The sequence below is a fragment of the Streptomyces sp. NPDC127084 genome, from assembly GCF_042724175.1.
Classification (GTDB): Bacteria; Actinomycetota; Actinomycetes; order Streptomycetales; family Streptomycetaceae; genus Streptomyces.
Genome location: NZ_JBHXFA010000067.1, coordinates 17,469 through 36,634 on the forward strand (window position 1 = coordinate 17,469; position 19,166 = coordinate 36,634).

Sequence of the window (19,166 nt, forward strand, 5' to 3'; positions counted from 1 at the left end):
CAAATCCTATATTGGGGGGCTGGTTTTTTTGTTATATATCCCCGGGGGGGGGGGTGGGCTGTTATTTAAATGTTCTCACCCCCCCCGTGGGGGGGCCCCCCCCCCCCCCACTCCGGACCGGGAACGTAGCAACGGCCGCGTCCGGGCGCAGCAGGGGACGGCCCGGTGTCACGGACCCGGGACAAAGCCGTCACGGTGCCCGGACGGTCCACTCCGGACCGTTGCGTTTCAGCCGGGCCCTGCTCTCCGCACCGTCCTCCGCGCGCACTGATCGCCGTCGTCTGCGGCGGTTGGCGCCTCGTCCCGGGTCAGGACGGGGCGAGGACGCAGAACTCGTGCTCCTCCGGGTCGGCCAGGCACGTCCACGGGACGTCGCCCTGCCCGAGGTCGAGGTCGGTGGCGCCGAGGGCCCGCAGCCGGGCCACCTCCGCTGCCTTGTCGTCGCCCGGGTACGGCAGCAGGTCGAGATGGACGCGGTCCGGCACGGTCTTCACGTCAGGCGTGCGGAGGAACTCGAGATACGGGCCGGCACCCTCCCCGGAGCGCAGCACCGCACGATTGTCTGCCACCTCGTGCAGGGTCCAGTCCAAAGCCTCGCCCCAGAACCGTGCCATCGCCCGCGGATCCGCGCAGTCGACCACCACCGCGGCGATCGGCCCCGTGTCCCGGTAGATCTCCCGTGGTTCGAGCACACAGAACTCGTTGCCCTCGGGATCGGCGAGGACTGTCCACGGCACTTCGCCCTGTCCCACGTGGGCCGGCTCGGCGCCGATGGCCCGGAGTCGCGCGACCAACTCCGCCTGATGGGCCGCAGAGGTGGTGGCGAGATCGAGGTGCACACGGTTCTTCGCCGTCGTCTTGGGCTCCGGGACGGGAACCACATTGACGCCGACGCCGACCGGGTCCGGCCAGACGAGGCCGCCGGCGGGTCCGACGTATGTGGTCACACCGGGGTTGTAGGCACTCCAGCCGAGGGCCTCCGCCCAGAACAGGCCGATCGTCGGAGCATCGAGAGCCTTGATGTTCACGTGAACAGGTCGCAGCGCCATGCGGGGGATCCTATGCACCACGGCAGCGCGATATCCGATAGGTGCGAACCACCCCGCTTATGCGGGGTCGCAAGAGCCGCGATGCCGCTTTGCGTGGGATGGCGGTGATTCAATCCGCTTCGCCGAATCGCTGCCAGGGATTGACCGACGCGACGGAGCGGGCGCGCGAAGCCGGGGTCACGGCTCCCTGAAGGGGAGTCGCAGCCCCGGCTGTTGCGCTATGTGCTGGATTGTCCGATCCGGCATGTTTGCGGCCAAGCGTCAGGCAGTCAGCCTCAGAGCACGCGCACCGCGCCGCTCGCCGGGTAGCCGGAGAGGTCCTGGATGACGACGCCCTTGCCGGGGTTTGCGGCGTCGAGGTACTGGCCGTCGCCGATGTAGACGCCGGTGTGGTACGCGGAGCCCGCGCCGCCCCAGTAGAGGATGTCGCCGACCTGGAGGTTGTCCAGGGAGACCTGGGTTCCGGCCGTCGACTGGTCCTGGGAGACCCGGGGGAGGTCCACGCCGACCTGGCGGAAGGCGGCCTGGACGAGGCTGGAGCAGTCCCAGGCGTTGGGGCCGGTGGCGCCCATGACGTAGGCGTCGCCGAGCTGGGCCTTCAGGAAGGAGATGACCGTCCCGACCGAACCGGAAGGGGCGGAGACGTCGCTCTTCGACGCGGACGCGGAGAGCGTGGTGCGCTCGGAGCTGCGGGAGGCGCGGGACTCGGCGCGAGCGGCCTCCTCGGCCTTCTTCTCGGCCTCGGCCTTGCGGACGGCCTCGGCCTTCGCCTTCTTGGCCGCCTTGGCGGCCTTCACGGCTGCCGCGTTCTCCTGGGTCTGCAACTCTGCGTCCAGGGCGGCGAGCTGGCTGGCCTCGGCGGAGCGGGCGATCGCGGTGGCGAGCGCCGGGGTCTCCAGGGTGAGTGCGGGCATCTCGATGGTCTCGGTCACCGGCTCGGCGTTCGCCGGCCCGGCACTACCGGCCACCGCGATGGTGCTGAGGACGCCACCGGCAACTCCGGCCCGCAGCGCGAGCTTGGAGGCGCTCTGCGGACGGGGCTTCCGGTGGCTTCGTATGTGAGCGGTGTGGGACATAGGGACAACCGGTATCAGCCACGCCCGGTTCCCTTCAAGAAACGTGTGTTGCGCCACAGTTACGTTCGGAATCTCGTAATCCGCTTACGCGAGACCCTTATTGACGCCGTAACGGACAAAACGGGCGCCCATGATCAGGGCTGTGATCATGGGCTTTCAGTAAAAGGTCCGGATTGCCCCTCGCTTACCACCCCTTCACACCGATGGCCAAGCCCTGAATTCCCCGGGGTGATCGCGAGTGGCACAGGTCACAGGATGATTACCGTTTCGTGCCGCCCGCCGCCCCCTCGGGCCCGCTCCCGCCCGGAAGGCCGGGTGCTCGTGAACGGGTGCACACGTCCACCCCTGTCCATCTCGTCCCCCGCGTGAGTGACGGGCCCCTCTATCACCCACTCCAGTGGCCCGCGAATTTGCCTGCCCGCACTGCTGCTGGTATTGCCAGCGAGCTCCTGACCAGCGGTAACGCTCCAAAAGGTGACCTCTTGTAGTCGCTCGTGCGCTTGATGTGCAAGATCACCGCTCATCCGTGTTCATGATCCTTCGTCAGGTGGTGGAGATCACAAAGTCGTTGTCGTACCCCGTGTCGCAGATCACAGACCGGCGGGCATAGGATGCGGAGCAGTCGGGCTTGTGAACTGCCTCACATACACACGATCTTCCGAGGCGGCCAAGCGGAGCCCGGTGCGGTCCAACGGTCAAAGACGACTGGAAGGAGCGAGGAGCGTGAATGCCTACGCGCCCATCCTTGTGCTCGGCGCCCTAGGGGCAGGCTTTGCGATCTTCTCCGTGGTCATGGCCACGCTTGTCGGCCCGAGGCGCTACAACCGCGCGAAGCTCGAAGCCTATGAATGCGGCATCGAGCCCACGCCGACGCCGGCCGGAGGGGGCCGCTTCCCGATCAAGTACTACCTGACGGCGATGCTCTTCATCATCTTCGATATCGAGATCGTCTTCCTCTATCCCTGGGCCGTCAGCTTCGACGCGCTGGGGATCTTCGGGCTCGTGGAGATGCTGCTCTTCGTGCTCACCGTCTTCGTCGCCTACGCGTACGTCTGGCGGCGCGGCGGCCTGGAATGGGACTGAGGGGCTGAGGGGCACACTCATGGGACTCGAAGAGAAGCTTCCGAGCGGCTTTCTGCTCACCACCGTCGAACAGGCCGCGGGCTGGGTGCGCAAGGCGTCCGTCTTCCCCGCCACCTTCGGCCTCGCCTGCTGCGCCATCGAGATGATGACGACCGGCGCCGGGCGGTACGACCTCGCCCGCTTCGGCATGGAGGTCTTCCGCGGCTCTCCGCGGCAGGCGGATCTGATGATCGTCGCCGGGCGGGTGAGTCAGAAGATGGCTCCCGTTCTGCGTCAGGTCTATGACCAGATGCCCAATCCCAAGTGGGTGATCTCCATGGGGGTTTGCGCATCATCAGGCGGAATGTTCAACAATTACGCGATTGTGCAGGGCGTTGATCATATTGTGCCGGTTGACATCTATTTGCCCGGCTGCCCTCCGCGGCCGGAGATGCTGATGGACGCGATCCTCAAGCTCCACCACAAGATCCAGAACTCCAAGCTCGGGGTGAACGCCAAGGAGGCGGCCCGGGAGGCGGAGGAAGCGGCCCTCAAGGCGCTGCCCACGATCGAGATGAAGGGGCTTCTTCGGTGATCGACGCACGCGCGGCCGCCGGGCCGCAGGTGACGACGGAAGCCGCCCGCCTGCGCCGCGCGGTCGGAGAAGCGACCAAGGGGATGCAGCGATGAGCGAGGCGCGCGACGACCAGCCCAACCCGGAGAAGGAGATCTCCGAGCAGAACCTGCCGGGCCAGCGCGGTGAGCACGGTGAGGAGATCCGCGTCCAGCAGGGGATGTTCGGTGCCCGGGGCGGCGGCGACACCTCCGGCTACGGCGGGCTCGTACGCTCCGTGCGGCTGCCTGGGGCGGCCACCCGCCCGTACGGCGGTTGGTTCGACGAGGTGGCCGACGAGCTCGAAGGGGCCCTGGAGGAACAGGACCTCCTGCCCGAGCACGCGATCGAGAAGACCGTGATCGACCGGGACGAGCTCACCTTCCATGTCGCCCGCGAGCACCTCGTCCGCGTCGCACGGACCCTGCGCGACGACCCGGCGCTGCGCTTCGAGCTGTGCACAGGGGTGAGCGGGGTGCACTACCCGGGCGACAAGGGCCGCGAGCTGCACGCCGTCTACCACCTGCGCTCGCTCACCCATGGACGGCTGATCCGGCTGGAGGTCACGGCACCGGACGCGGACCCCCGCATCCCGTCGCTCGTCGGGGTCTATCCGACCAACGACTGGCATGAGCGCGAGACCTACGACTTCTTCGGTCTGGTCTTCGACGGCCACCCGGCCCTCACCCGGATCATGATGCCGGACGACTGGCAGGGCTTCCCGCAGCGCAAGGACTACCCACTCGGCGGCATCCCCGTCGAGTACAAGGGCGCCCAGATCCCGGCTCCGGACCAGCGGAGGTCGTACTCGTGACAACACCGTCCGCCCACCCGTCACCCGGCCACCACCCCTCACCGGGTCCCGCCGGGACGCCCCTTTCGTCGGCACGCGAGACCACCGAAGGGACCGTCTACACGGTCACCGGTGGCGACTGGGACGAGATCGCCCAGAGCGCGGCCAAGGCCGACGACGAGCGCATCGTCGTCAACATGGGCCCCCAGCACCCGTCCACCCACGGAGTGCTCCGCCTGATCCTGGAGATCGACGGCGAGACCGTCACCGAGGCCCGCTGCGGCATCGGCTACCTCCACACCGGTATCGAGAAGAACCTCGAATACCGCACCTGGACGCAGGGCACCACCTTCGTCACGCGCATGGACTATCTGACGCCGTTCTTCAACGAAACGGCGTACTGCCTCGCGGTCGAGAAGCTGCTCGGCATCGAGGACCAGATCCCGGACCGTGCCTCCGTCATCCGGGTGCTCCTCATGGAGCTCAACCGGCTCTCCTCCCACCTGGTGTGCATCGCCACCGGCGGTATGGAGCTCGGCGCCACCACGATCATGATCTACGGATTCCGTGATCGTGAACTCATTCTCGACATCTACGAGCTCATCACCGGCCTGCGGATGAACCACGCGTACATCCGCCCCGGCGGACTGGCCCAGGACCTGCCCCCGGGCGCCGTGGACCAGATCCGCGAGTTCGTGAAGAAGATGAAGAAGAACCTCCCGGAGTACGACAAGCTCGCGACCGGGAACCCGATCTTCAAGGCCCGGATGCAGGGCGTCGGCCATCTCGACCTCACCGGCTGCATGGCGCTCGGCGCGACCGGCCCGATCCTGCGTGCCACCGGCCTGCCGCACGACCTGCGCAAGTCCGACCCGTACTGCGGTTACGAGAACTACGAGTTCGACGTGCCGACGGCCGAGACCTGCGACTCGTACGGCCGCTTCCTCATCCGCCTGGAGGAGATGCGCCAGTCGCTGCGGATCGTCGAGCAGTGCCTGGACCGGCTCGCCCCGGGGCCGGTCATGGTCGCCGACAAGAAGATCGCCTGGCCCGCGCAGCTCGCGCTCGGACCCGACGGACTCGGCAACTCCCTCGACCACATCAAGAAGATCATGGGCACCTCGATGGAGGCCCTGATCCACCACTTCAAGCTGGTCACCGAGGGTTTCCGGGTCCCGGCCGGGCAGGCGTACTCGGCGGTCGAGTCGCCCAAGGGCGAACTCGGCGTCCATGTGGTCTCCGACGGCGGCACCCGCCCCTACCGGGTCCACTTCAGGGACCCCTCGTTCACCAATCTCCAGACCATGGCGGCGATGTGCGAGGGCGGCCAGGTGGCCGACGTGATCGTCGCCGTCGCGTCCATCGACCCCGTGATGGGAGGTGTCGACCGGTGACAGACGTCAGCCTGGGGATGCCCCAGCTCCCCGCACCCGACTACCCGGCCGACGTACGGGCCCGGCTCGAGACCGACGCCAAGGCGATCATCGGCCGCTACCCGGACAGCCGCTCAGCGCTGCTCCCGCTGCTGCACCTGGTGCAGTCGGAGGAGGGCCATGTCACCCGCACCGGGATGCGGTTCTGCGCGGAGCTGCTGGACCTGACCACGGCGGAGGTCACCGCCGTCGCCACCTTCTACACCATGTACCGGCGCAAACCCTCCGGCGACTACCAGGTCGGGGTGTGCACCAACACGCTGTGCGCGGTGATGGGCGGCGACGCCATCTTCGACGAGCTCAAGGAGCACCTCGGCGTCGGCAACGGCGGCACCACCGAGGACGGCAAGATCACCCTTGAGCACATCGAGTGCAACGCGGCCTGCGACTTCGCGCCCGTGGTGATGGTCAACTGGGAGTTCTTCGACAACCAGACGCCGGAGTCGGCGCGCGGGCTCGTGGACGACCTGCGGGCCGGGCGGACCGTCGAACCCACCCGCGGCGCCCCGCTGTGCACCTTCAAGGACACGGCCCGCATCCTGGCCGGCTTCCCCGACGAGCGCCCCGGTGCCGTCGAGGCGGGCGGCGCCGCGGGCCCGGCGTCCCTGGTAGGCCTGCGGCTGGCCAAGGGCGAGGCGGTGCGGCCACGGGTGGTCCACCCGCGCGGGTCGGCGCCATCGGACGAGCCGCCCGCCGGGCACGCCGGCTCCGCCGAGCACCTCAGCTCGCATGACGCACCCCAGCAGACGTCCGCCTCGGACCCCGCGCACCCCGCGGGCCCGGTCGCCGGGGGCTCCAAGGGCGCCGGTGACTCAAGTGACTCCGACGACTCCAGGGACTCCAAGGAGGGGGAGTGATGACCGTGTCCACCGAGTACGGTCCTGAGGCCGGTGGCGGGACGAGCCCCGAGAAACTGCTCGCACCCGTTCTTTCGGCCTTCTGGGACGACCCCGAGTCCTGGACCCTGGCCACCTACCGGCGCCACGACGGCTACGAGGGGCTGCGCAAGGCCCTCGCGATGACCCCGGACGACGTCATCGCGTACATCAAGGACTCCGGTCTGCGCGGCCGTGGCGGCGCGGGCTTCCCGACCGGGATGAAGTGGCAGTTCATCCCGCAGGGCGACGGCAAGCCGCACTACCTGGTGGTCAACGCCGACGAGTCCGAGCCCGGGACCTGCAAGGACATCCCGCTGCTCTACGCCAACCCGCACTCCCTCATCGAGGGCATCGTGATCGCCTGCTACGCGATCCGCTCCACGCACGCCTTCATCTATCTGCGCGGCGAGGTCGTCCCCGTACTGCGCAGGCTGCACGAAGCCGTGCGCGAGGCCTACGAGGCGGGCTACGCCGGCCGGAACGTCCTGGGCAGCGGGCTCGACCTCGACATCACCGTGCACGCGGGCGCCGGCGCGTACATCTGCGGCGAGGAGACCGCGCTCCTCGACTCCCTGGAAGGCAGGCGCGGCCAGCCCCGGCTGCGTCCCCCCTTCCCCGCGGTCGCCGGTCTGTACGCGTGCCCCACCGTGGTGAACAACGTCGAGTCCATCGCGTCGGTTCCCGCGATCCTGCACCGGGGCAAGGACTGGTTCCGCTCGATGGGCACCGAGAAGTCCCCCGGCTTCACGCTCTACTCGCTCAGCGGCCATGTGGCGTCGCCCGGCCAGTACGAGGCGCCGCTCGGCATCACCCTGCGCCAGCTTCTCGACATGAGCGGCGGGATGCGCCCCGGCCACCGGCTGAAGTTCTGGACCCCGGGCGGCTCGTCCACCCCGATGTTCACCGACGAGCACCTCGACGTCCCGCTCGACTACGAGGGTGTCGGCGCCGCCGGATCGATGCTCGGCACCAAGGCACTCCAGTGCTTCGACGAGACGACCTGTGTCGTGCGGGCCGTCACCCGCTGGACCGAGTTCTACGCCCATGAGTCCTGCGGCAAGTGCACACCGTGCCGCGAGGGCACGTACTGGCTGGTCCAGCTGCTGCGGGACATCGAAGTGGGCAAGGGCTCCATGGGCGACATCGACAAGCTCGCCGACATCGCCGACAACATCAACGGAAAGTCGTTCTGCGCGCTCGGCGACGGCGCCGCCTCGCCGATCTTCTCGTCGCTCCAGTACTTCCGCGGCGAGTACGAGCAGCACATCCGCGGCAGGGGCTGCCCCTTCGACCCCGCGAAGTCCACGGCCTGGGCCGACAGGGACCTGGAGGTGCCCGCATGACCGTCACCACGTCCGCCGCGTCCGCAGGCGGCGGCAACACCGCACCCCCGCCCGACGACCTGGTCAGCCTGACCATCGACGGCGTCGAGATCAGCGTGCCCAAGGGCACCCTGGTGATCCGCGCCGCCGAACTGCTCGGGATCGAGATCCCCCGGTTCTGCGACCACCCGCTGCTCGACCCGGCCGGCGCCTGCCGGCAGTGCATCGTGGAGGTCGAGGGCCAGCGCAAGCCGATGGCGTCCTGCACCATCACCTGCACCGACGGCATGGTCGTCAGGTCCCAGCTCACCTCGCCCGTCGCCGAGAAGGCGCAGCAGGGTGTGATGGAGCTGCTGCTGATCAACCACCCGCTCGACTGCCCGGTCTGCGACAAGGGCGGTGAGTGCCCTCTCCAGAACCAGGCCATGTCCCACGGGCAGGCCGAGTCCAGGTTCGAGGGCAGGAAGCGCACCTACGAGAAGCCGGTCAACATCTCCACCCAGGTGCTGCTCGACCGCGAACGCTGTGTGCTGTGCGCACGCTGCACCCGCTTCTCCAACCAGGTCGCCGGCGACCCGATGATCGAACTGCTCGAACGCGGCGCGCTCCAGCAGGTCGGCACCGGCGAAGGCGACCCCTTCGAGTCGTACTTCTCCGGAAACACCATCCAGATCTGCCCGGTGGGCGCGCTGACCTCGGCCGCGTACCGGTTCCGCGCCCGCCCCTTCGACCTGGTCTCGTCGCCGTCGGTCTGCGAGCACTGCGCCGGCGGCTGCGCCACCCGCACCGACCACCGGCGCGGCAAGGTCATGCGGCGGCTCGCGGCCGACGACCCCGAGGTCAACGAGGAGTGGATCTGCGACAAGGGGCGCTTCGCCTTCCGCTACGCCCAGCAGCGCGACCGGCTCACCACCCCGCTGGTCCGCAGCAAGGAGACCGGCGAGCTGGAGCCCGCGAGCTGGCCGGAGGCCCTCGAGGCCGCGGCCGCCGGGCTCGCGGCGGTACGCGGCCGGGCCGCCGTGCTGACCGGTGGCCGGCTTACCGTCGAGGACGCCTACGCGTACGCCAAGTTCGCCCGGGTCGCCCTGGACACCAACGACATCGACTTCCGGGCCCGGCTCCATTCGTCCGAAGAGGCCGACTTCCTGGCCTCGTCGGTGGCCGGGCGCGGCCGGGACCTGGTCCTGGACCGCAGGGGAGTCACCTACGCCTCGCTGGAGAAGGCGCCCGCGGTACTGCTCGTGGGCTTCGAGTCGGAGGAGGAGGCACCCGGCGTCTTCCTGCGGCTGCGCAAGGCGGCCCGTAAGCACGGCCAGCGCACCTACGCCCTCGCATCCCACGCCACCCGTGGACTGGTGAAGGCGTCCGGGGTGCTGCTGCCCGCCGCGCCCGGCACCGAGACCGAGTGGCTGAACGCCCTGGCGTCCGGTACCGGCCTGGACGCCGACGGCTCAGCGGCGGCCGAGGCGCTGCGCGCTCCCGGAGCCGTGATCGTGGTGGGGGAGCGGCTGGCAGCGGTGCCCGGCGCGTTCACCGCGGCGCTCAGGGCCGCCACCGCCACCGGCGCCCAACTGGTGTGGATTCCGCGCCGGGCCGGTGAGCGCGGCGCCGTGGAGGCGGGCGCGATCCCGTCGCTGCTGCCCGGCGGCCGTCCCGCCACCGACCCGCGGGCCCGTGAGGAGACCGCGGCCGTCTGGGGCGTACGCGAACTCCCGCACCGCTACGGCCGAGATACCGGCCAGATCGTCGAGGCCGCGGCCACCGGCGAGCTGGGAGCCCTGGTCGTCGCTGGTGTGGAGGTGGCTGATCTGCCCGAGCCGGCGCGGGCGCGTGAGGCGCTGGACGCGGTGGGCTTCCTGGTCTCCCTTGAGCTGCGGCCGTCGGAGGTGACCGCGCGGGCCGATGTGGTCTTCCCGGTCGCCGCCGTGGTCGAGAAGTCCGGCACGTTCCTCAACTGGGAGGGCAGGGCACGGCCGTTCGAGGCGGCGCTCAAGCCCGACCAGATGGCCCGCGCGCTACCGCCGACGGACACCAGGGTGCTGCATATGCTCGCCGACGCGCTCGACGTGCACTTCGGGCTGCCTGATCTGCGGTCGGTGCGACGGGAGATGGACCGGCTCGGCGCCTGGAACGGCCCCCGGGCATCCGAGCCCGTCGAGTCGGCCCGGCCGCTGCCCCGTCCCGGCGACGGCGAGGCGCTCCTCGCGGGCCACCGGATGCTGCTCGACCAGGGTCTGCTCCAGCAGGGCGACGAGGCACTGGCGGGCACCCGGCACGCCGCCGTGGCCCGCCTCTCCGCCGCCACCGCGGCCGAGACCGGGGTCAAGGACGGCGATCTGCTGTCCGTCACCGGACCCGCCGGGTCCGTACGGCTGCCGCTCCAAGTGACCGCGATGCCCGACCGGGTGGTCTGGCTCCCGCTCAACTCGACCGGCGGCGGGGTGCTCGGTGACACGGGCGCGGTGCCCGGCCGGCTGGTCCGTATCGGCCCCGGCGACGCACATGGCGGCCCCGCCGCAGGCGACGACGTACCGGAGGTGCGTGCGTGAACCCGACCCTCCTCGCGGCCGAGGACCTCTCGATGTTCGGACGGGACCCCTGGTGGCTCGTCGTCATCAAGGCCGTCTTCTGCTTCGCGTTCCTGATGCTGACGGTCCTCTTCTCCATTGTCTGGGAGCGCAAGGTCGTCGCCTGGATGCAGCTGCGCATCGGGCCCAACCGGCACGGCCCCTGGGGCATGCTCCAGTCCCTGGCGGACGGTGTGAAGCTGATGCTCAAGGAGGACCTGATCGTCAAGCGCGCGGACAAGGTCGTCTACGTCCTCGCGCCGATCGTCGCCGCCATCCCGGCGTTCATGGCGATCGCGGTGATCCCCTTCGGCCCGGCGAACGACGAGATCTCGATCCTCGGTCAGCGCACCACGATGCAGCTCACCGATCTGCCGATCGCGATGCTGTACATCCTCGCGGTGGCCTCGGTCGGCATCTACGGCATCGTGCTGGCGGGCTGGTCATCCGGCTCGACGTATCCGCTGCTCGGCGGCCTGCGTTCGTGCGCACAGATGATCTCTTACGAGATCGCCATGGGCGCGGCCTTCGCCTCCGTGTTCCTCTACTCCGGTTCGATGTCGACGTCGACCATCGTGGAGGCGCAGGCGGACCGCTGGTACGTCCTGCTGCTGCCGGTCTCGTTCCTCATCTACATCGTGACGATGATCGGTGAGACCAACCGGGCGCCGTTCGACATGCCGGAGTCCGAAGGCGACCTCGTGGGCGGCTTCAACACCGAGTACTCGTCCATCAAGTTCGCGATGTTCATGCTCGCCGAGTACGTCAACATGGTCACCGTCTCGGCGGTCTCCGTGACCCTCTTCCTCGGCGGATGGCGGGCCCCTTACCCGATCAGCTCGTTCTGGGAGGGCGCGAACCACGGCTGGTGGCCGATGCTCTGGTTCGTCATCAAGGTGCAGCTGCTGCTGTTCTTCTTCATCTGGCTGCGCGGCACCCTCCCGCGGGTGCGCTACGACCAGTTGATGAAGCTCGGCTGGAAGGTGCTGATCCCGGTCTCGGTGGTCTGGCTGATGCTCGTCGCGACCGTACGGGCGCTGCGCAACGAAGGCCGGGACTTCTCGCAGATCGTGCTGTACGTGGGCGCGGCCGTACTCGCCGTACTGCTGCTGTCCTTCCTGGCCGACCTGTTCCGGGGCAAGAAGGACCAGTCCGGCCGGGAGGCGGCCGAAGCCGCCGCGGCGACCGCCGCGTTCGATCCGATGGCGGGCGGGTTCCCGGTGCCTCCCCTGCCCGGGCAGGAGTTGCCGCCGGTACCCCGCAGGCGCTCGCGCACCGACCGCGAGTTGATTGTCAGTGGTGGCGCGAATACTGACAGTGACGGTTCTCGTGACGGAAAGGAGGCTGACGGTGTCTGAGCGATCCCGCGATTCCGAGGGCGCGTTCCAGAACCCGGTCGCCGGCTTCGGCGTGACCTTCAAGGCCATGTTCAAGAAGCGGCTGACCGAGCAGTATCCGGAGCAGCAGAAGACGACGGCGCCCCGCTTCCATGGCCGGCACCAGCTCAACCGGCACCCGGACGGGCTGGAGAAGTGCGTGGGCTGCGAGCTGTGCGCCTGGGCCTGTCCCGCCGACGCCATCTATGTGGAGGGGGCGGACAACACCGACGAGGAGCGGTACTCGCCGGGCGAGCGGTACGGCAGGGTCTACCAGATCAACTACGCACGCTGCATTCTGTGCGGGCTGTGCATCGAGGCCTGCCCGACCCGGGCGCTCACCATGACCAACGAGTTCGAGCTCGCCGACAGCTCCCGAGAGAACCTGATCTACACCAAGGAGCAGCTTCTCGCGGGCCTGGAGCCGGGCATGGTCGACTCCCCGCACGAGATCTACCCGGGCACCGACGAGCAGGACTACTACCGGGGCCTGGTCACCGGGGCCGCTCCCGGCACCGAGCGCCAGGTCGCAGTCTCCAAGGGTGAGACAGGCGAGGCGGGCGAGTCGCGCGGCGCCGAGAAGGAGCAGCGGCCGGAGGGGGCCGACGTATGAACGCCGCCACTCTCGCCGCAGCCACCTCCACCGGGGAGGCCGTGCAGTTCTGGGTGCTGGGCACCGTCGCCGTGATCGGCGCGCTGTGCACCATCCTCATGAAAAAGGCCGTCCACAGTGCGCTCTGCCTCGCCGGGACCATGATCATCCTGGCGGTGTTCTACCTGGCCAACGGGGCGTACTTCCTCGGCATCGTCCAGGTCGTCGTCTACACCGGCGCGATCATGATGCTGTTCCTCTTCGTCGTGATGCTGGTCGGTGTGACGGCGGCGGACTCCCTGAAGGAGACCATCAAGGGACAGCGCTGGTGGGCCGCCGCCTGCGGCCTCGGCTTCGGTGTGCTGCTCATCGCCGGGATCGCCAACGCCGCGCTGGGCGCCGACTCCTTCGTCGGCCTCGGTGAGGCCAACGCGAGCGGCAATGTCCAGGGCATCGCCGCCCTGATCTTCACCAAGTACGTGTTCGCCTTCGAGATCACCGGCGCGCTGCTGATCTCGGCGGCGGTCGGCGCGATGGTGCTCACCCACCGCGAGCGCACCGAACGGGCCAGCACCCAGCGGGAGCTGGCCGCGCAGCGTGTCCGCGAGGGCAAGCACCTGCCGCCGCTCCCGGCCCCCGGTGTCTACGCCCGGCACAACGCGGTGGATATCGCCGGTCTGCTGCCGGACGGCACTCCGTCGGAGCTCAGCGTCAGCAAGACCCTGCGCTCGCGCGGTCAGATCCGGGACGTGTCCGGTGAGGCGCTCAACGACCTCAGGGCGCTGGAGCAGCGCTCCGAGGAGCGCCTCGGCCGCTTCCTGGACGAGCGGGCCCGGGGCGAGCACGACCGCGATGTACGACGCCCGGAAAGCGAGCGCGGCGGACAGCGCGACGGCCGACGTGACGGAGAGGAGGCCAAGCGGTGAATCCGGTCAACTACATCTATCTCGCCTCATTGCTGTTCACCATCGGTGCCGCGGGTGTGCTGATCAGGCGGAACGCGATCGTGGTCTTCATGTGCGTCGAGCTGATGCTCAACGCCTGCAACCTCGCGTTCGTCGCCTTCTCCCGGATGCACGGCAATCTCGACGGCCAGATCATCGCGTTCTTCACGATGGTCGTCGCCGCCGCCGAGGTCGTGGTCGGGCTGGCGATCATCGTGCTGCTGTTCCGTTCCCGCCACTCGGCCTCGGTCGACGACGCCAGCCTGATGAAGCTGTAAGGGGTCGCAGACTCGTGGACTACGCAGAGAACCTGATCGCGCTGCTGATCGCAGCGCCCCTGCTCGGCGGGGCCGTGCTGCTGCTCGGCGGACGCCGGCTCGACCGCACCGGGCACTGGATCGGCACGGCACTGGCCGCCGCCTCATTCGTCGTCGGCGTGGTGCTGTTCGCCGACATGCTGGGCCGGCCCGGCGACGACCGCACCCTGACCCAGCATCTGTACACCTGGATCCCGGTCGAGGGCTTCCAGGCCGACGTGGCCTTCCAACTCGACCAGCTTTCGATGACCTTCGTCCTGCTGATCACCGGGGTCGGCTCGCTCATCCATCTGTACTCGGTCGGGTACATGGAGCACGACGAGCGCCGGCGCCGTTTCTTCGGCTACCTCAACCTGTTCCTCGCGGCGATGCTCCTGCTGGTGCTCGCCGACAACTACCTGCTGCTGTACGTCGGCTGGGAGGGCGTCGGTCTCGCCTCCTACCTGCTGATCGGCTTCTGGCAGCACAAGCCCAGCGCGGCCACGGCGGCCAAGAAGGCCTTCCTGGTCAACAGGGTCGGCGACATGGGCCTGTCCATCGCCATCATGCTGATGTTCACCACCTTCGGGACCTTCGCCTTCGGGCCGGTGCTGGGCTCCACGGGCAAGGCGTCCGAAGGCACTCTGACCGCACTCGGGCTGCTCCTGCTGCTCGCCGCCTGCGGCAAGTCCGCCCAGGTGCCGCTCCAGTCCTGGCTCGGGGACGCGATGGAGGGCCCGACCCCGGTCTCGGCCCTGATCCACGCGGCGACGATGGTCACCGCCGGCGTGTACCTGATCACCCGCTCCGGCGACATCTTCGACGCCGCCCCCACCGCCCAGCTCGCGGTGGTGACCGTCGGCGCCGTCACGCTGCTCTTCGGTGCGATCGTCGGTTGCGCGAAGGACGACATCAAGAAGGCGCTGGCCGGTTCGACGATGTCGCAGATCGGCTACATGATCCTGGCGGCGGGCCTCGGCCCGATCGGCTACGTCTTCGCGATCATGCACCTGGTGACCCACGGCTTCTTCAAGGCGGGGCTCTTCCTCGGCGCGGGCTCGGTCATGCACGGCATGAACGACGAAGTCGACATGCGGAAGTTCGGTGGTCTGCGGAAGTACATGCCGATCACCTTCGTCACCTTCGGCCTCGGCTATCTCGCCATCATCGGCTTCCCCGGCCTGTCCGGCTTCTTCTCCAAGGACAAGATCATCGAGGCGGCCTTCGCCAAGGGCGGCACCGAGGGCTGGATCCTCGGCGGCGCGGCCCTGCTGGGCGCGGGGATCACCGCGTTCTACATGACGCGCGTGATGCTGATGACCTTCTTCGGCGAGAAGCGCTGGCAGCCCGACGAGAACGGCGAACTCCCGCATCCGCACGAGTCGCCGCGCACCATGACCGCCCCGATGATCGTGCTGGCCTTCGGATCGGTCTTCGCGGGCGGTCTGTTCTCCTTCCACGAGTCGTTCGTCAAGTGGCTTGAGCCGGTGACCGGCTTCGAGCACGGCCACCCGCCGATCAGCGCCGGCACCGTCACGATCAGCACCGTCGCGGTGATGCTCCTCGGTGTGGGGCTCGCCTACGCCCAGTACGGACGGCGCCCGGTGCCGGTGACGGCCCCGCGCGGCTCGCTGCTCACCAGGGCCGCCCGCCGGGACCTCCTCCAGGACGACTTCAACCATGTGGTCCTGGTCCGCGGCGGCGAGCACCTCACCCGGTCGCTGGTGTACGTGGACCACACCCTGGTCGACGGGGTGGTCAACGGCACGGCGGCGTCGTTCGGAGGACTCTCGGGCCGGCTGCGCAAGCTGCAGAACGGCTACGCCCGCACCTACGCGGTCTCGATGTTCGGAGGTACGGCGGTGCTGATCGCCGCGACCCTGCTGATGAGGTCGGTGTAACTGTCATGTCCTTCCCGCTCCTTACAGCAGCAGCCGCCCTGCCCGCGGTCGGCGCCATCGCGACCGCGGCCGTCCCAGCCGGGCGCAAGACCGCCGCCAAGTGGCTGGCGCTGGTCGTCTCACTCGGCACCCTCGTGCTCGCCGGGATCATCGCCGTCCGCTTCGAACCCGGCGGCGACCGGTACCAGCTCACCGAATCCCATTCCTGGATCAAGGACTTCGGGGTGCGATACGAGTTGGGGGTGGACGGGATCGCGGTGGCGCTGATCGCGCTGACCGCCGTGCTCATCCCGTTCATCATCCTGGCGGGCTGGCATGACGCCGATCCCCTGGAGACCAAGTCCACCCGCTGGCGCCCGACCCAGGGCTTCTTCGCCCTGATCCTCTCGGTCGAGGCGATGGTGATCCTCTCCTTCGAGGCCACCGACGTCTTCCTCTTCTACATCCTCTTCGAAGCCATGCTGATCCCGATGTACTTCCTCATCGGCGGCTTCGGGGACCGGGCTCACGCGGGCAGTGACGAGAACGCGGCGGCCCAGCGCTCGTACGCCGCCGTGAAGTTCCTGCTCTACAACCTGGTCGGCGGGCTGATCATGCTGGCCGCGGTGATCGGGCTCTATGTCGTCGCCGGCAACTTCTCGTTGACGGAGATCGCCGAAGCGCGAGCCGCCGGCGACCTGGAGATGTCCACCAACGTCGAGCGGCTGCTGTTCCTCGGCTTCTTCTTCGCCTTCGCGGTGAAGGCGCCGCTGTGGCCGCTGCACACCTGGCTGCCCAACGCCATGGGGGAGTCGACCGCTCCGGTGGCCGTGCTGATCACGGCGGTCGTCGACAAGGTCGGCACCTTCGCGATGCTGCGCTTCTGCCTCGGTCTCTTCCCCGAGGCGTCGAAGTGGGCCACCCCCGTGATCCTGGCCCTGGCGCTGATCAGCATCATTTACGGGGCGCTGCTCGCGGTGGGCCAGCGCGATATCAAGCGGTTGGTCGCCTACGCCTCGATCTCGCACTTCGGCTTCATCATCATGGGCATCTTCGCGATGACCAGCCAGGGCCAGTCCGGTGCCACGCTCTACATGGTCAACCACGGGCTCTCGACGGCCGCGCTGATGCTGGTGGCCGGCTTCCTGATCTCGCGGCGCGGTTCGCGGCTCATCGCCGACTACGGGGGAGTGCAGAAGGTGGCCCCGGTGCTCGCCGGCACCTTCCTCATCGGCGGGCTCGCCACCCTGTCCCTGCCCGGTCTGGCGCCGTTCGTCAGCGAGTTCCTGGTCCTGGTCGGCACCTTCGCCCGGTATCCGGTGGCCGGCATCATCGCGACCTTCGGCATCGTGCTCGCAGCGCTCTACACCCTGGTGCTCTACCAGCGGACGATGACGGGTCCGGTGAAGGAGGAGGTCCGGGCGATGCCGGATCTTCGGCCACGTGAGCTGGCGGTGGTCGCGCCGCTGATCGCGCTGCTGATTTTCCTCGGGTTCTTCCCGGCGCCCCTGACGAAGATCGTGAATCCGGCCGTGGAGCACACCATGTCCGACGTACAGCAGAAGGACCCCCAGCCCGAGGTGGAGGCGGCCAAGTGAGCACAACTGCTGTCCACAGCCTGTGGACGACCGCTGCCGAGCCGCTGGACAGGATCCCGGCCCCGCAGATCGAGTACGCCCAGCTCGCACCCACTCTGATCGTGGTCGGCGCGGCGATCGTGGGGGTGCTGATCGAGGCCTTCGTGCCGCGCAAGGCCCGCTATCCCGCACAGGTCTTCCTGTCGGTGGTGGCGCTGGCCGCCGCGTTCGCCGCGGTGGTCGGACTCGCCGCCGGGGGATACGGCAGCACCAAGGCGCATCTCGCCGCGATGGGCGCCATCGCGGTCGACGGCCCCGCGCTGTTCCTCCAGGGCACGATCCTGCTGGCCTCGCTGGTCGCGATCTTCACCTTCGCCGAGCGGCGCCTCGATCCCCGGGCGCACGGCAGCCATGTCGACTCCTTCGCCGCTCAAGCCGCCGCCGTACCGGGCGGCGACGGCGAGAAGGCGGCGGTCAAGGCCGGGTTCACCACCACCGAGGTCTACCCGCTGGCGCTCTTCGCGATCTCGGGAATGCTGGTCTTCCCCGCGGCCAACGACCTGCTGACCCTGTTCATCGCGCTCGAGGTCTTCTCGCTGCCGCTCTACCTGCTGTGCGCCCTGGCCCGCCGCAAGCGGCTCCTGTCGCAGGAAGCGGCCATGAAGTACTTCCTGCTCGGAGCGTTCTCGTCGGCGTTCCTGCTCTTCGGTATCGCGCTCGTGTACGGATACGCGGGCTCGGTGTCGTACGCCAGGATCGCCGACGTGGTCGACGGCACCGTCAAGACCATCGACCCGGCGCTCGCCGCCACCATGGGCAATGACGCGCTGCTGCTGATCGGCGGCGCGCTGATCCTGGTCGGCCTGCTGTTCAAGGTCGGCGCGGTGCCGTTCCATATGTGGACCCCGGACGTGTACCAGGGCGCACCGACCCCGGTCACCGGCTTCATGGCGGCTGCCACCAAGGTAGCCGCGTTCGGAGCGCTGCTGCGGCTGCTCTATGTGGTGCTGCCGGGGCTGCGCTGGGACTGGCGGCCGGTGATGTGGGCGATCGCCATCGTCACCATGCTCGGCGGCGCGATCCTCGCGATCACCCAGACCGACATCAAGCGGCTGCTCGCCTACTCCTCGATCGCACACGCCGGATTCATCCTCGCCGGTGTCATCGCGGTCACGCCCGAGGGTGTGTCGTCGGTCCTCTTCTACCTCGTGGCCTACTCCTTCGTGACGATCGGCGCTTTCGCGGTCGTCACCCTGGTGCGGGACGCGGGGGGCGAGGCCACCCATCTGTCCAAGTGGGCCGGGCTGGGACGGCGCTCTCCGCTGGTCGCCGCGGTGTTCGCGCTATTCCTGCTGGCCTTCGCGGGCATCCCGCTGACCTCCGGCTTCTCCGGGAAGTTCGCCGTCTTCAGCGCGGCGGCGGAGGGCGGAGCGGGCGTGCTGGTCGTGGTGGGTGTGATCTCGTCCGCGATCGCGGCGTTCTTCTACATCAGGGTCATCGTGCTGATGTTCTTCAGCGAGCCGAAGCCCGAGGGGCCGACGGTGGCCGTGCCGTCGCCGCTGACGATGACCACCATCGCGGTGGGTGTCGCGGTCACGGTGGTGCTGGGTGTGGCGCCGCAGTACTTCCTGGATCTGGCCGGGCAGGCAAGCGTGTTCGTCCGGTAGCCGGTACCCGATTCGGACCGGAGGCCCCGGTGCCCCTTACG

At 68.9% G+C, this 19,166-nt stretch carries 16 protein-coding genes; 14 read left to right on the forward strand and 2 right to left on the reverse strand.

Translation table 11 applies throughout. The features are described from left to right. Positions 1-308: 308 nt before the first annotated feature. Both ACFWI9_RS17500 and ACFWI9_RS17505 read right to left on the reverse strand, forming a co-directional pair. Positions 309-1,049, reverse strand: a complete 741-nt coding sequence (locus ACFWI9_RS17500) for a VOC family protein (protein WP_387162879.1) — start codon at positions 1,047-1,049, stop codon at positions 309-311. A gap of 275 nt (positions 1,050-1,324) precedes the next feature. After that, positions 1,325-2,125 carry a C40 family peptidase gene (locus ACFWI9_RS17505; RefSeq protein ID WP_387162880.1) on the reverse strand — a complete coding sequence of 267 codons (801 nt, stop codon included), beginning with the start codon at positions 2,123-2,125 and terminating at the stop codon, positions 1,325-1,327. Between the two features lie 723 nt (positions 2,126-2,848). Between ACFWI9_RS17505 and ACFWI9_RS17510 the strand changes: the two genes are divergently transcribed. From ACFWI9_RS17510 to nuoN, 14 genes are all read left to right on the forward strand, one after another. After that, entirely contained in the window at positions 2,849-3,208 is a 360-nt protein-coding gene (locus ACFWI9_RS17510) for an NADH-quinone oxidoreductase subunit A (protein WP_387162881.1), read from the forward strand. 19 nt (positions 3,209-3,227) lie between these two features. Then, positions 3,228-3,782: a NuoB/complex I 20 kDa subunit family protein gene (locus ACFWI9_RS17515; RefSeq protein ID WP_387162883.1), complete on the forward strand. Its 555-nt coding sequence runs from the start codon at positions 3,228-3,230 to the stop codon at positions 3,780-3,782. Positions 3,783-3,873: 91 nt separating this feature from the next. After that, positions 3,874-4,614, forward strand: a complete 741-nt coding sequence (locus ACFWI9_RS17520) for an NADH-quinone oxidoreductase subunit C (protein WP_387162884.1) — start codon at positions 3,874-3,876, stop codon at positions 4,612-4,614. Further along, a complete protein-coding gene (locus ACFWI9_RS17525) occupies positions 4,611-5,987 on the forward strand; it encodes an NADH-quinone oxidoreductase subunit D (protein ID WP_387162885.1) in 1,377 nt (458 codons plus the stop codon). The genes ACFWI9_RS17520 and ACFWI9_RS17525 overlap by 4 nt, the downstream gene beginning before the upstream one ends. A 17-nt stretch (positions 5,988-6,004) precedes the next feature. Beyond that, entirely contained in the window at positions 6,005-6,883 is an 879-nt protein-coding gene (gene nuoE / locus ACFWI9_RS17530; protein WP_387162904.1) for an NADH-quinone oxidoreductase subunit NuoE, read from the forward strand. Beyond that, a complete protein-coding gene (nuoF, locus tag ACFWI9_RS17535) occupies positions 6,883-8,247 on the forward strand; it encodes an NADH-quinone oxidoreductase subunit NuoF (protein ID WP_387162886.1) in 1,365 nt (454 codons plus the stop codon). The genes nuoE and nuoF overlap by 1 nt, the downstream gene beginning before the upstream one ends. Next, entirely contained in the window at positions 8,244-10,775 is a 2,532-nt protein-coding gene (locus ACFWI9_RS17540) for an NADH-quinone oxidoreductase subunit G (protein ID WP_387162887.1), read from the forward strand. The genes nuoF and ACFWI9_RS17540 overlap by 4 nt, the downstream gene beginning before the upstream one ends. 32 nt (positions 10,776-10,807) lie before the next feature. Continuing rightward, a complete protein-coding gene (gene nuoH, locus ACFWI9_RS17545; protein WP_387162906.1) occupies positions 10,808-12,151 on the forward strand; it encodes an NADH-quinone oxidoreductase subunit NuoH in 1,344 nt (447 codons plus the stop codon). Continuing rightward, on the forward strand, positions 12,144-12,782 hold the full coding sequence (gene nuoI, locus ACFWI9_RS17550) for an NADH-quinone oxidoreductase subunit NuoI (RefSeq protein ID WP_387162889.1): 639 nt from the start codon (positions 12,144-12,146) through the stop codon (positions 12,780-12,782). Before nuoH ends, nuoI begins: the two co-directional genes overlap by 8 nt. Beyond that, a complete protein-coding gene (locus ACFWI9_RS17555) occupies positions 12,779-13,687 on the forward strand; it encodes an NADH-quinone oxidoreductase subunit J (RefSeq protein ID WP_387162890.1) in 909 nt (302 codons plus the stop codon). The genes nuoI and ACFWI9_RS17555 overlap by 4 nt, the downstream gene beginning before the upstream one ends. Further along, positions 13,684-13,983: an NADH-quinone oxidoreductase subunit NuoK gene (nuoK, locus tag ACFWI9_RS17560; RefSeq protein WP_338677328.1), complete on the forward strand. Its 300-nt coding sequence runs from the start codon at positions 13,684-13,686 to the stop codon at positions 13,981-13,983. The genes ACFWI9_RS17555 and nuoK overlap by 4 nt, the downstream gene beginning before the upstream one ends. 14 nt (positions 13,984-13,997) lie before the next feature. Further along, positions 13,998-15,902: an NADH-quinone oxidoreductase subunit L gene (gene nuoL, locus ACFWI9_RS17565; RefSeq protein ID WP_387162892.1), complete on the forward strand. Its 1,905-nt coding sequence runs from the start codon at positions 13,998-14,000 to the stop codon at positions 15,900-15,902. Between the two features lie 5 nt (positions 15,903-15,907). Then, complete coding sequence (locus ACFWI9_RS17570; RefSeq protein ID WP_387162894.1) at positions 15,908-17,479, forward strand: NADH-quinone oxidoreductase subunit M; 1,572 nt, start codon at positions 15,908-15,910, stop codon at positions 17,477-17,479. Then, complete coding sequence (gene nuoN / locus ACFWI9_RS17575; protein ID WP_387162896.1) at positions 17,476-19,125, forward strand: NADH-quinone oxidoreductase subunit NuoN; 1,650 nt, start codon at positions 17,476-17,478, stop codon at positions 19,123-19,125. Before ACFWI9_RS17570 ends, nuoN begins: the two co-directional genes overlap by 4 nt. The last annotated feature ends 41 nt before the right edge of the window (positions 19,126-19,166 follow it).